Origin of the sequence: Microbulbifer sp. TYP-18 (assembly GCF_040932045.1) — a bacterium.
Classification (GTDB): Bacteria; Pseudomonadota; Gammaproteobacteria; order Pseudomonadales; family Cellvibrionaceae; genus Microbulbifer.
Window position 1 is genome coordinate 100,640 of sequence record NZ_JBFRBC010000003.1, and the last position, 11,858, is coordinate 112,497.

Below are 11,858 nucleotides of genomic sequence, written 5' to 3' on the forward strand. Positions count from 1 at the left end.
GGAACATCCATATTCCGGTACCAGGCGTCGAAATTCTTCGAATTTCAACAGCCTGCGAGGGTCAGCCTGTTTAGTGCCAACAGGCCCTAGCCCGGCTAACACGGGATTGGGGATGCGGTAAAAAGCTGAAGAAACCGGGTGGCCCGGACAGAGCCCGGTTAATATCGGGGCGGGATGACATACTGCCCCACCACTGGTGTGGACGGGGCAGTTTGGCGGCCGCCGGGAAGCGGCCGCGTGTTTATCTGTCGCGTTTTATCGACGTACCTCGGCACTCGCATCGCGAATTGCGCGAAATTCGTTCCCCTGATACCAATTGGGCCAAGTGCGGCTGTTGGCCAGTTGCAAGCCGAGCCGCATACCCAGTTGCAGGTCCATGGCCGCGCCATTCAGATCCCAATTCGGATCGTATTCGTCCGCGGGTTTATGGTAGGCATGGGCGGTGTAGTTTTCGCCCTGCTGCTGGGCCCAGGCACGGCTGTGGTCGAAACTGTCCGTACCCGAGTCGAAGTACAGCATGGGTACACCTTTCTTGGCCAGGCTGAAGTGGTCGGAGCGATAGTAATATCCGCGCTCCGGATGGTCCTCCGGCGACAGATAGCGGCCCTGTTCCCGCGCTACCCCCGCCAGCAGAGGTTCCAGTTCACTGTTGCCGTACCCCACCACGATCACGTCGCGCATGGGGCCCAGCACACCCATGGCATCGAAATTGATTCCGGCCACAGTTTTTTCCAGCGGCACCACCGGGTGTTCCGCATAGTACTTGGATCCCAGCAGACCCGATTCCTCTGCGGTGACCGCTACGAACAGCATTGAGCGTTGCGGCCGACTGTCCATGCCGGCAATCTGGCGCGCCATCGCCAGCAGCCCGGCGGTGCCTGTGGCATTGTCCACCGCGCCGTTGAAGATATGGTCTTCGCCGGCAGTGTTGTCATTGATACCCAGGTGATCCCAGTGCGCGGTGTAGATCACCGCCTCGTCCGGGTGGGTTTTACCCGGCAGCTTCGCCACCACGTTACGGGAGTCGGAGTGACGCAGGCTGTTTTGCAGTTGGACGCTGGCGTTCAGACCAAGGGGTTTGGCGACGAAGCCACGGGTTTTGGCCGCCTCCATCTCAGTGGCCAGATCCAGTCCCGCCGCGGCAAAGATGTCCTGCGCTGCGGCGCCGGTCATCCATGCTTCGACGGCTACGCGATCCCGGTTCTTGTCCTCTGCCGCCAGACTGATCTGGGCCCCGGACCAGCTGCCACTGACCACCTCCCACGGATAACCGGCCGCACCGGTTTCATGAATAATGATGGCACCGTCGGCACCCTGGCGCGCTGCCTCTTCGAATTTGTAGCTCCAGCGGCCGTAATAGGTCATGGCGTTGCCGTTGAACAGCGCCTTGTCCTGGGTGGCGTAGCCCGGATCGTTGACCAGGATCACCGCCGTCTTGCCGGCCATGTCGACACCAGCGTAGTCATTCCAGTCGTTCTCTGGTGCCACAATGCCGTAGCCCACAAACACCAGTTCGCTGTGGTCCAGCGCTGACGCCGGTGTCTGCCGCTGGGTGAAGGTGACCATATCGGTCAGCGGCTGCAGTTCTTTCCTGAAGCCGTTACCGGTGACGGTCAACGGGCTGGAATTGATGTGCATTTCCACCACCGGCACCTGCTGGAACCAGCTCGGCCGACCCTCACTATCCGTGGCGCCGGGCTGCAGTCCCGCTGCTGCGAACTGCTCCGCCAGATAGTTGACGGTCAATTCCTCTCCCCGGGAGGCTGGGGCACGGCCCTCAAACTCATCGGAGGCCAGTACCTTTACATGCTTGTGCAGGTCGGCGGCCATGGTTTCCAATTGGGCGGAATCGGGAGCGCTGCCGGTCTGCTGGCCCTTTCCCGCCACTGCGGAATCATCTTGAGGCGCCGACGCTGTGCCGCAGGCGGTCAGAGCGCCGGTGGCAATAGCGGCAAAGCAGAGGTTGCGCCATAGGGTTGGTATCTGCATAGGAGTTTCCTGTAACTGTCTATTCTTTTGCACGTTTGCACCGCAGGCCGCAGCGGCTCGGGGTCAATGTGGCTCAGAGTGGTGCCGCCAGCGGTTGCAGGGTGGCACCGGCCCCCGGAATACAAGCTGCGCCATGCAGTTGCGCCGGTTATCTCGAGGGCGGCAATTCGGTGGCCGGGAAAGGACCCGGATTGCCGGATGACTAAGCTAGCAAAAAGGGCGCCGGGGGCCGAAGCATTCTGTACTGAAATCGGCACCGGGCACAGTCAAAAAAACTGCGCCGCCGGTGCCCGAGGTCAGGCGGGGGTGTCGACCGGATTCCGGCCGCTATCCATATGGGTCAGTGTCTCGCGGATGGGAAAGAGTATGTCCCGCGCCAGCTGCCGACAGCGGTCCGGTGACCAGCCCTCGCCAGTGTCCGGCAGTTCGTCATTATCCTTGAAGGGCATTTCCAGGGTCAGTGCCAGGGTGCGGAACTGGTGTCCGCACCAGTTGGTGCCCACCGTCATATTGGCTTCGCCGGGCTTGTCCAGTTCGTAGCCTCGCCGTGTCTGGAAGTCCGGACTTGCGGCTACAAAGGCCTGTTTGAAGCGTTGTTCCAGTTCGGCGTGACGCGCATCGTAGCCCGGGATACCTTCGCAGGCAGCGACAAAATTGACCGGCAGCGCCTCGTCACCGTGGATATCGAGAAAGATGTCGCCGCCGACCTGAAGCATTCTCTGGCGCACCAGATACACTTCGGGGCTGCGCTCCATGGTCGGGTTCGACCATTCGCGATTGAGGTTTGCGCCCACCGCATTGGTGCGCAGGTGGCCGCGTACACTGCCGTCGGGGTTCATATTGGGCACCAGGTAAAATACCGTGTCCGCCAGCAGTTGCCGCGCCCCTGGATTGGCCGGATCCAGCAGAGATTCCAAAAACCCCTCCACAAACCACTCGGCCATGGTTTCGCCAGGGTGTTGACGGGCGATCATCCACACGCGGTGCTTTGCTGTCGCTGCGTCGCCGACAGTGAGCAGGCTCATGTCGCGGCCGTCCAGGGTCTGCCCGAGTGTCTCCAGTTGGACCTGGTCGTGGCCCTGGGCCCAGGCCAGTAAGTTCAGGTGACGCTCCCAGGAGTAGGGCGCGAAATAAGCCAGATAGACGCTGGGTTGCTCCAGATCGACAGTGAAGTCGAGGCATTGACCGTCGTAGTGCGCATCTAGGCGAAACCAGTGGTCGCGGTCGTAGGAGGCGCAGACGCGATAGTTGTCCCATCCTGCCGGATAGGCCGCCTTGCCGGCGTTGACGAAGCGCAGCGGGTAGCTGTCGCCCACCCGGCCTTCCAGGCGGAAGTAAAACCACTGGTAAAAGTCGGAGTTGTTGTCCTGGCGGATGGCCAGCTCGATCGGGCTGCTGTCGGCGTTGACGAGGGTGATGTTGCCGCCGTCAAAAGCAGAGGTTATGTGCATGGAAAGGCTCCGCTGTTATTGGTTGCGGGAGCATACAGCGAGCGGCAAAATTTTTCAGGGGGTTATGGCCGGGGCCGGCCGCTGAGATGGGGGCTGGTGTGCGGGCAATAAAAAAGCACGGTACCGCTACCGATACCGTGCTCTGGCCTATCCCTGGCGGCACCTGCCGCGACTACAGCTCCCTGGAATTTCCGGTGTCGCGGCCCGACGACTGCTATCTGCCTGACCCGATCACTGGCGCGCAACCCGCACCGACAGAAATTGCGTACCGCTCCTTTACCACTCGCGGCTGGTGCTGGTTACAGTTTAGGCCGCGGTACCCGCGGCCGGACACAGGACACACCAGATTGGCGCCGGAATGAATGACTTTCAATGGCTTTTGCCGGGATAGGCGCCAAGTTTAATTCAACTCCGGATCCCGCGAGAATTTGGTTCCCTTGAGGGTGGCCTGCAGGGCGATGCCGCTCTCCGTCAACTGGTATACGCGCATGCCATCCAGCACCACTTCGGCAGCGACTGCCGCCCCCTTGTCCTGTGCCTTGGCAGCCGCATCCGCATGGCCGCCAAATGACCAGCCGCTGTCGACGAAACGCCGCATGACCTCGGGGGATTCAAACAGAAACAGGGCGCGAAAATCTTTGACACCAAAACCCAGGCCCACACCCAGTTCGTGCATTTTCATATAGGTGCGTGCCCCCGAGCGACGGTCGACTGCCACTCCGTACCCGCTGGAGGCGCTGGCCAGCAGCAGATTAATGTTTATATTGCTAAATACCGCATAGCCCGGTGCACTGGCCACGTCGGCGCGCAGATCCGGCTTCAGCCGGTATAGCTCGCTTAGCACCTGCCGTTCCGTATTGTCTATATACTGGCGTTTTTCATTGCGGGTTTGTCCCGGTGCGGCGCAGCCGCCGACAACCAGCGCAACCAGGAGCAGCGCACAGAGCGCCTGTCGGTGTAGAGTATGGCGCAGCATAGGGATTCCCCCCCCCCTCTCAGGTGACTAAATAATCGCCAACCATAGCAGAGTACCTGGGGTGGTTCGAGAGAATCTGCTTCACTTTGGGATCTGCGCCACACATGTTCCTCTCCGCGCCACTTCCGGCGCTGTGTGTCATTCGGTAAGCTTGCAGGCCATGGGGGCCAGAGCCCCTGCGCAATAACGAGACAGAGAGAGTTACCATGAATAGTAAACTGGTTAAACGCGGCCTTGCCGCCGGCTGCGTCCTGGCCCTGACCGCGAATCTGACCGCCTGTGGTTATTTCCTGTACCCGGAGCGCAAGGGGCAGGAGGGCGGCCGTGTCGATCCGGTGGTGGTGATTCTCGACGGCGCCGCGCTGTTGTTCGGTATTCTGCCCGGTGTGGTGGCTTTCGCGGTGGACTTCACCTCCGGAACCATCTATCTGCCCGCGGGGGGATCATCGGCCATTGACCGCCATCTGGGTGCTGTGGATACCGGTGACAGCCGTCAGGTGATCGACCAGGATGGGCAGCTGTGGGAGCAGGTACCCCTTGATGTGTCCGCCGACGGTGACGACAAGTTACAGCAGCTTACGGCTACGCTGGCAACGACCGTCGGTACCCGGGTGGCGCCGACTGATATCCTGTGGGTCAAGGATCTCGCCGCTCTCCGCAGTGTGGAGGCGGGGCACACAGCGTCGCTCTGAGATAGCGGCAGCCGCTGTTTTCGCACTGTGGCTCAATGACTGCAGGCCAGCGCCTGTTCAGCACTGGTGCGAACAGGCGTCCACGGCTCCGGCGGCTAGGGTTCGTCACCGCTTTTCTGTACCCCCAATCTAGCGGCGCATTGCTGGGCTAAGGTGGTACAAGTATGCCGCCGTCGGGGGAGGCTGGCGCAAGCCCTTAACTAAGATCCCGGAGTTAGCCCTGCACTTAATCCGATGCTACTGATCGATAGCCACTGCCACTTCGACTTTGAGGACTTTACCAGTGATCGCGACGCCGTCTGGCAGCGGTGCCGCGCCGTCGGGGTGGAGCAGCTGATTATTCCAGGTGTGGAGGTGGGGCAGTGGGAGTCACTGGCAGCGTTGGTCTGCCGGGAGCCCGGCTGGCATGCTGCAGTGGGGGTGCATCCCTGGTGGATCTCCGGCCTGCAACAGACCGATGCCCAATTGCAGCAGGCGCTCTGCGAGTGTGCAGAGCAGGGCCGCTTTGTCGCGATTGGCGAGTGCGGCCTCGACAAGCTGATAGAAACACCCTTTGAACACCAGCTGGAGGTCCTGCGCATACACCTGACGGTCGCCGCCGAGCTGGGGTTGCCGGTCATTCTCCATGTGCGCAAGGCCCACAGTGAGCTCCTGCGGCTGCTGAAAGCCTTTCGCCTTAGCCGCGGCGGTGTGATCCACGCTTTCAGCGGCGATGTGGAACTGGCCCGCCGGTATTGGGCGATGGGGTTTAGCCTGGGAATTGGCGGCACCATCAGTTACCCAAGGGCGGCAAAAACGCGGCGGGCGGTTGTGGATCTGCCCCTGGAAAGCCTGTTGCTGGAGAGTGACGCCCCGGATATGCCACTGCGGGGGCGTCAGGGGGAGCGCAACAGCCCGGAATACCTGCCGGTCACCGCGGGGCTGTTGGCGGAATTGCGCGGGGTGAGTGCGGAAGAGGTGGCCGCACGCACGCGGGAAAATACACGGTTGCTGTTCTCACTATGACTTTTACCAGCTTTTCCGCCCCCGGATTCAAACGGCAGTTTCCCCTGTTTGCGCAGCCGGAAAACCGGCAGCTGGTATATCTCGATAACGCCGCTACAACCCATAAACCCCAGGTAGTCATCGACGCGCTGCAGGATTTCTATCTGCACAGCAACGCCAATACCCACAGATCCAGTCATCGACTGGCCCGGCGAGCAACGGAGATGGTGGAGCGTGTGCGTCGCCAGGCGGCCGCATTTTGCAATGCCCGCAGCCCCCTGGAAATGGTTTTCTGTCGCGGCGCCACCGAGGCGTTGAACCTGCTTGCCAACTGCCTCTGCAGCGGCCTGCAGGCCGGTGATGAAATTCTGCTGTCAACCGCTGAACACCACGCGAATATCGTCCCCTGGCAGATGATGGCCGAACGCTATGGGCTAAAACTGCGCTATGTGCCCGACACGGCGGGAGTACCCCAGTTCGACCGGCTGGAGGAGGCGCTTACGGATCTTACCCGGGTGGTGTCGATTACCGGTGGTTCCAATGCGTTGGGACTGCGTCCGGATCTCGATGCGATCGGGAAGTTACTGCGTGGCCGCGACTTGCTCTGGATCGTTGACGGCGCCCAGTTGGTGGCCCATGAGCCGCTGGATGTGCAGCGGCTGGGCTGCGACTTCCTGGTATGCTCGGCGCACAAATTTTATGGTCCATCGGGAATCGGATTGCTCTACGGCCGCCGGGAACTACTGGAGGCGATGCCCCCCTGGCAGGGCGGGGGGGAAATGATCGCGGAAGTGGGACTGTTCAACAGCCGCTTTGCGGAGCTGCCGCACAAGTTCGAAGCGGGCACTGCTTCCCTGGCGGCGATTGCGGGGCTGGGCGCGGCGTTGAATTTTCTGGAGGCACAGGACCGGGCTGCGATGGCGGCCCACGAACAGGAACTGCTGCGTTGTCTGCATCGGGAAGTGGCGGCGTTGCCAGGGCTGCGTTTGATCAGTCAGCCACAACACAATCTGGGTATCCTCACCTGTGCGCCACAGAAGGGTGGGGTCGCCGATCTGATGCACTGGCTCGACGGACGGGATATCGCAGTGCGCGTTGGGCACCACTGCGCGCAGCCTCTGCTGCGCGCCGGGGGTGAGACCGCCACCCTGCGCGCATCCCTGGCCGCTTACAACACCCCCGGGGATATCGAGACTTTTCTGCAGGCGGTGGAGGACTTCCTGCCCACTTCCTGGGTCGCACCGGAGCCGGCCGGGCCGGCGCCTTCCTTCGAGGAGGATTGGATAAGCGACGACCTTTCGGCCCTGCAGTTGGAGCAGTTGGCGTCGCAGCGCAATTGGCAGGATCGCTACCGGGAACTGATGCGCTGGAGCAGGGCCATCTCACCCAAGCCGCAGATCCGTCGGGCACAAAACCTGGTGCGCGGCTGCGCGTCGGAGGCGTGGCTGGCCCACCGCTTCTGCGACGGGCGACATCACTTCGCCCTCGATAGCGACAGCCGTGTAGTCAAGGGATTGGGTGCCTTGCTGCTGGCACAAATTGACGGCTGTACCGCAGAGCAGATCGCCGCCACGGATGTGCGTCGGGTTTTTGTGGATCTCGGCTTGCAGCAGCACCTCAGCCAGTCGCGCAGCAACGGGTTTTACGCCCTGCTGCAAAGGGCCATGTCCTGTTTGGAAGGCGATCAGCCTTGAGATAGCAGGCGTTTTACCGCCTGTGCAGCGGCGTGGAAGCCGAAGGTCCCGGTGACCATGGTGGCCGCCCCGAATCCATTGCTGCAATCGAGTTTCACCCCGCCTTGCATTGTGCTCTTGCGCTGACTGACCTGGCCGTCCGGTTGCGGGTAGGTCATTGGTTCGGTTGAAAAAATGGCATCGATACCAAACAGGCGTCGGCGCGACTTGTGAAAATTATGCTGGCGATACAGGTGCTGGCGCATCTTGGCCAGTATGGGGTCGTTGATGGTGCGGCCCAGGTCGGCGCAGCCGATGCGGCTTGGATCCCGCTTGCCGCCGGCGGAGCCCACGGTAATCAGGCGCAGTTTGCGCGCCTTGCAGTAGGCGGCCAGGGCCGCTTTGACCCGCGCCGTATCGGTCGCGTCGAGGACTATGTCGATGGGCATCCGCTCCGGGTCCAGCAGCTGTGCGAAATTGTCGCTGGCGATGAAATCCTGGTGAACCTGTAGCTGAATTTGCGGATTAATCTGTCGCAGGCGCTCGGCCATCACCGCTACTTTGGGCTCGCCGATGGTGTTGTGCAGAGCATGACTCTGGCGGTTGGTGTTGGTGATACAGACATCGTCGAGGTCGATCAGGGAAATGTGGCCGACTCCCGAGCGGGCGAGCGCTTCGGCGCTCCAACTACCCACGCCGCCTATCCCGATAATCACGCAGTGGGCAGTCTGCAGTTTCTGCAGTGTGCCGCGTCCATAAAGGCGGGTGATACCGCCAAAGCGTTGCGAGTATTGTTCAGTTGAACTCATGGGGGAATTGTTCCAGAAATCGGTGGCGCTCCGTTGCGGATGGCAATCGACAGCTGGCGCCGCGGCCAAACAGCCGATAGCGATTGCGGGCTATAAGGTCGTAGATCCAGTCGCGCAGAAAGCGCGGAATTATGCGTGTCAATGCCAAAAGACGCCAGGGCATCGGCAGCTGGGCAAAGATGCGCAGTGCGGCATCGCTGCGGTGATACTGTTGTATTCCCGCCGGCCCGTTGTGCAGATAGATGACCGTTTCAAAGGTGTCGAGGGGCAGGCCCAGGCGTTCCAGCAATTCCTGGCCGGCGGCGGATTGTACCCGGCACAGGGTGAACAGAGCGCGTTCGTCGCGCTCCAGTACGAACCGGCTCCAGCCATTACACAGATTGCAGAGGCTGTCGAACAGGATAATGTGGTCCGGAATCTCCTGTGGCATGGGTGTTCTACGGCTTCTGCAATAGTTCGCCATCTGTGACTGGGCTATGGGGTCCAGGGGCTGCGGAGATTCTGTCTGGCCGCTGGCTCAGTGGATGTGCCCGCCGCTGATCTCATCGGCGGTGGCTTCCCGTACGGAAACCACCTGGATCTCGAAGTGTAGCTCCACTCCGGCCAGCGGATGGTTGCCGTCGATGGTGACATCGTCGCCGTCGATATCAATGATCTCCACCTCGATGGGATCCCCCCCGGTGCTCTGCGCGTGAAAGGCCATGCCCACCTTCAGTTCCTCGACATCGCCAAAGGCGCCTCGCGGCAGAGTCTGGATCAGTTCCGGGTTCCGTGCGCCATAGCCCTGCTCCGGCTGGATGACTGCGGAGAATTTGTCCCCTGCCGACTTGTCGAGCATTTCCCGCTCCAGGCCCGGTATGATATTGCCAGCCCCCTGTAGGTAGGTGAGGGGTTCGCCTTCGGCGGAGGAATCGATCAGGGTGCCTTCGGCATCTTTCAGTAAGTAGTGAATCTCCACTACCGAGTGGTGGGCAATTTTCATGGGTTGCTCAGGGGAAGAAGTCGGTGGATGGAATGGCGCTTGCTTTGTGCAATATAGAGGCAGATAGAACAAGACCGCAAGGGTCCATTGTATGGGGCGATTGTCCGGCTAGCAAGATTGCTTCAGCCGGGACTGGGACCCGCGCCGGGCGCTAACAGGCCGCCGGGAGTTTTTGATCGCAACGGCGGAACAGCTCGTCGGTAGTTTCCACCAGGCCCGAACTCAGCTCACAGGTAAAGCCCAACTCTATCAGCCGCCCCTCCAGGTATTCCAGCAGGGCTTCAAACAGAGGGGGGTTGAGCCCCCGGGCCAGAAAGCTGGCGCGGCTCAGGCGCACCGGTTCGGGTTGTGGCGACAGGGCGTGGTTGACGAACTGGGCCTGGCGATTGCACTGCTTGCAGTAGTCGGCGAATTCGAGTTCAGTGCACTGGCGGCCAATCACCTGAAAAAATTCCTTCACCGTCTGGTTGACGACCTGAGTCCCGCCAACCTGATCCAACAGATTATTCACGATTGATCCCCCCCCACAGAAAAATATGCGTACTGCGCACATTCCCTTCCAGCCCTATTTTCCGGCTTTTTTTGACAACCCAGGGGCTGGTGGTGATGCTTTGCGTTTTATGTATGGGGAGCCTAAGGCATTCACTTGGCGCTGCCAACGGGGAAAGTGGAAAATGTCATTTTGTTCCTCGGGTTGTTATCCGCTCCCCGGAAGTCGTGGGACTGGCGGCCAACCCGGACAGGCCCAGTTGCCGGAGAGGCGGAGAAATCCAGTGAAAATGTTAGAATGGGTGCTGCGATAACTTGAATAACTTGCCGGTGGGAGCGCCGGTTTGACGGTGAGGTCTGCATGTCGAGTGTATTTACCAAAATTATAAACCGCGAACTACCTGGTCATTTCTTGTGGCGGGATGAGCAGGCAGTGGCGATCATGACAATATCTCCCATCAAGCCCGGGCACTGCCTGGTGATCCCGGTACAGGAGGTGGATCATTGGGACGATGTGCCGCCGGCACTGGCCGCCCATCTGATGCAAGTGGCACAGAAGGTTGCCAAGGGACTGAAGGCGGTCTATGCACCAGCGCGTGTGGGGGTCATGGTAGCGGGCTTGGAGGTGCCTCATACCCATATCCACCTTATCCCGGTGGATGCCCTGACAGATCTGGATTTCTCCCTGCAACAGCCGGCGGAGGCTGAGCAGTTGGCCGCCGAGGCGGATAAGATACGTGCGGCGTTGCGGGAAATGGGTTGTCCTGAGTCCGATTGCGCCTGAGTGCACCGACGTCTCCGCAGTTCCCGGACCAGCTCGACAGGCACCATAGACGCCGTGACGGGGTTGCCGGTTTGACTGCTACCTGCAGATGGACGCCGGCAGCCGCGGTGCAGTGATTTTCTCCCCGCTGCATCTGACAGGGAGCCCGGCGGCGTCAAAGCCGAGGATTAGAACAACTGGAGCGAGATAAGATCATGGTCCCGAAATCTGTATATACCTATATGGTTGTAGCCCTGGCGGTGGCAAGCGGCATTTTGAGTGCCGCTTGTCTGGCAGAGGACAAGACCACCCGCAAGTTTCCCCTGCAGGGTTTTGAGCGAGTGGTCCTGGAGGGGGCGTCCAGCCTGGAGATCACCCAGGGGGACAACTTCGAGGTGGTGGCGACGGGGCCGGCCGAGGCCATACAGTACGCCCATGCAGAGGTGCGCGGCGACACCCTTGAACTGGGAGTGACGTCGAAACGCAAGCGTTTCTTCGGTGTGCTGACGGTTATCGACGACCACAAGGTGGAATTCAAGGTAACACTGCCGCAGATCTCCGCCATCCTGGTGAGCGGCCCGGGAGAGGCGCGGGCGGACACCATCGAAAGCAAAGAGTTGGAATTGCGGGTAACGGGCTCCGGTGACCTGGAGGTGGACAAGTTGGCCGCCGAATCGCTGCTGGCCGCTATCACGGGTTCCGGGGACCTGACGCTGGGAACCGTGTTGGCGGTGAGTGGCGAAACGGCGATCACCGGTTCCGGGGACCTGCGCCTGGACAGCTATGCCGGCGAGTCATTGGCGGCGCGGATCAAGGGGTCCGGGGACATGCTGATCAACGGTCGTGTGTCCAAGCTGGCGGTCAGCGTGATGGGTTCTGGAGACTTTATCGGCCGCAACCTGCTGTCTGACAAGGCGACCGGCTCTGTAATGGGGTCCGGTGATATCGTTTTGCGCAACCCAGGGCAGCAGTCATTCTCTGTCATGGGGTCGGGGGATGTGGCACTGGTGGATTGAGGATCTGGGTGCAGTTGGCTCCACTGTTGGCAAA

General features: G+C 61.0%; 12 protein-coding genes. 5 read left to right on the forward strand and 7 right to left on the reverse strand.

Annotated features, from left to right (window positions below):
• Positions 1-255 precede the first annotated feature (255 nt).
• The 3 genes from ABVT36_RS04885 to ABVT36_RS04895 form a co-directional block, all read right to left on the reverse strand.
• The gene (locus ABVT36_RS04885; protein WP_368455532.1) at positions 256-1,989 is read right to left on the reverse strand and encodes a M28 family metallopeptidase; all 1,734 of its coding nucleotides are present in this window, start codon (positions 1,987-1,989) and stop codon (positions 256-258) included.
• Positions 1,990-2,285: 296 nt separating this feature from the next.
• Positions 2,286-3,440 carry a M14-type cytosolic carboxypeptidase gene (locus ABVT36_RS04890; protein WP_368455533.1) on the reverse strand — a complete coding sequence of 385 codons (1,155 nt, stop codon included), beginning with the start codon at positions 3,438-3,440 and terminating at the stop codon, positions 2,286-2,288.
• A 400-nt stretch (positions 3,441-3,840) separates the two neighbouring features.
• Positions 3,841-4,416 carry a hypothetical protein gene (locus ABVT36_RS04895; protein WP_368455534.1) on the reverse strand — a complete coding sequence of 192 codons (576 nt, stop codon included), beginning with the start codon at positions 4,414-4,416 and terminating at the stop codon, positions 3,841-3,843.
• A gap of 206 nt (positions 4,417-4,622) precedes the next feature.
• Between ABVT36_RS04895 and ABVT36_RS04900 the strand changes: the two genes are divergently transcribed.
• From ABVT36_RS04900 to ABVT36_RS04910, 3 genes are all read left to right on the forward strand, one after another.
• Positions 4,623-5,108 carry a hypothetical protein gene (locus tag ABVT36_RS04900; protein WP_368455535.1) on the forward strand — a complete coding sequence of 162 codons (486 nt, stop codon included), beginning with the start codon at positions 4,623-4,625 and terminating at the stop codon, positions 5,106-5,108.
• 234 nt (positions 5,109-5,342) lie between these two features.
• The gene (locus tag ABVT36_RS04905; protein ID WP_368455536.1) at positions 5,343-6,113 is read left to right on the forward strand and encodes a TatD family hydrolase; all 771 of its coding nucleotides are present in this window, start codon (positions 5,343-5,345) and stop codon (positions 6,111-6,113) included.
• Positions 6,110-7,786 carry an aminotransferase class V-fold PLP-dependent enzyme gene (locus ABVT36_RS04910; protein ID WP_368455538.1) on the forward strand — a complete coding sequence of 559 codons (1,677 nt, stop codon included), beginning with the start codon at positions 6,110-6,112 and terminating at the stop codon, positions 7,784-7,786. The genes ABVT36_RS04905 and ABVT36_RS04910 overlap by 4 nt, the downstream gene beginning before the upstream one ends.
• On the opposite strand, the gene tcdA is transcribed toward ABVT36_RS04910, so the two are convergent.
• The 4 genes from tcdA to ABVT36_RS04930 all read right to left on the reverse strand — a co-directional run bounded on the left by tcdA (position 7,777) and on the right by ABVT36_RS04930 (position 10,067).
• The gene (gene tcdA / locus ABVT36_RS04915; protein WP_368455539.1) at positions 7,777-8,574 is read right to left on the reverse strand and encodes a tRNA cyclic N6-threonylcarbamoyladenosine(37) synthase TcdA; all 798 of its coding nucleotides are present in this window, start codon (positions 8,572-8,574) and stop codon (positions 7,777-7,779) included. The two genes, ABVT36_RS04910 and tcdA, sit on opposite strands and share 10 nt — an antisense overlap.
• Entirely contained in the window at positions 8,561-9,004 is a 444-nt protein-coding gene (locus ABVT36_RS04920; protein ID WP_368455540.1) for a thiol-disulfide oxidoreductase DCC family protein, read from the reverse strand. The genes tcdA and ABVT36_RS04920 overlap by 14 nt, the downstream gene beginning before the upstream one ends.
• Positions 9,005-9,091: 87 nt before the next feature.
• Complete coding sequence (locus ABVT36_RS04925; RefSeq protein WP_368455541.1) at positions 9,092-9,556, reverse strand: peptidylprolyl isomerase; 465 nt, start codon at positions 9,554-9,556, stop codon at positions 9,092-9,094.
• A 151-nt stretch (positions 9,557-9,707) separates the two neighbouring features.
• Positions 9,708-10,067: a hypothetical protein gene (locus ABVT36_RS04930; protein WP_368455542.1), complete on the reverse strand. Its 360-nt coding sequence runs from the start codon at positions 10,065-10,067 to the stop codon at positions 9,708-9,710.
• 339 nt (positions 10,068-10,406) lie between these two features.
• On the opposite strand from ABVT36_RS04930, the gene ABVT36_RS04935 reads away from it, so the two are divergent.
• Together ABVT36_RS04935 and ABVT36_RS04940 are read left to right on the forward strand one after the other, a co-directional pair.
• Positions 10,407-10,829, forward strand: a complete 423-nt coding sequence (locus ABVT36_RS04935; protein ID WP_367148799.1) for an HIT family protein — start codon at positions 10,407-10,409, stop codon at positions 10,827-10,829.
• Between the two features lie 194 nt (positions 10,830-11,023).
• Positions 11,024-11,824: a DUF2807 domain-containing protein gene (locus tag ABVT36_RS04940; RefSeq protein ID WP_368455543.1), complete on the forward strand. Its 801-nt coding sequence runs from the start codon at positions 11,024-11,026 to the stop codon at positions 11,822-11,824.
• Positions 11,825-11,858: the final 34 nt, after the last annotated feature.

Coding starts and splice junctions, on each gene's coding strand:
- tcdA (WP_368455539.1), bottom strand. CDS start 8,574: ATGAGTTCAACTGAACAATACTCGCAACGCTTTGGCGGTATCACCCGC.
- ABVT36_RS04885 (WP_368455532.1), bottom strand. CDS start 1,989: ATGCAGATACCAACCCTATGGCGCAACCTCTGCTTTGCCGCTATTGCC.
- ABVT36_RS04920 (WP_368455540.1), bottom strand. CDS start 9,004: ATGCCACAGGAGATTCCGGACCACATTATCCTGTTCGACAGCCTCTGC.
- ABVT36_RS04910 (WP_368455538.1), top strand. CDS start 6,110: ATGACTTTTACCAGCTTTTCCGCCCCCGGATTCAAACGGCAGTTTCCC.
- ABVT36_RS04890 (WP_368455533.1), bottom strand. CDS start 3,440: ATGCACATAACCTCTGCTTTTGACGGCGGCAACATCACCCTCGTCAAC.
- ABVT36_RS04905 (WP_368455536.1), top strand. CDS start 5,343: ATGCTACTGATCGATAGCCACTGCCACTTCGACTTTGAGGACTTTACC.
- ABVT36_RS04935 (WP_367148799.1), top strand. CDS start 10,407: ATGTCGAGTGTATTTACCAAAATTATAAACCGCGAACTACCTGGTCAT.
- ABVT36_RS04895 (WP_368455534.1), bottom strand. CDS start 4,416: ATGCTGCGCCATACTCTACACCGACAGGCGCTCTGTGCGCTGCTCCTG.
- ABVT36_RS04900 (WP_368455535.1), top strand. CDS start 4,623: ATGAATAGTAAACTGGTTAAACGCGGCCTTGCCGCCGGCTGCGTCCTG.
- ABVT36_RS04925 (WP_368455541.1), bottom strand. CDS start 9,556: ATGAAAATTGCCCACCACTCGGTAGTGGAGATTCACTACTTACTGAAA.
- ABVT36_RS04940 (WP_368455543.1), top strand. CDS start 11,024: ATGGTCCCGAAATCTGTATATACCTATATGGTTGTAGCCCTGGCGGTG.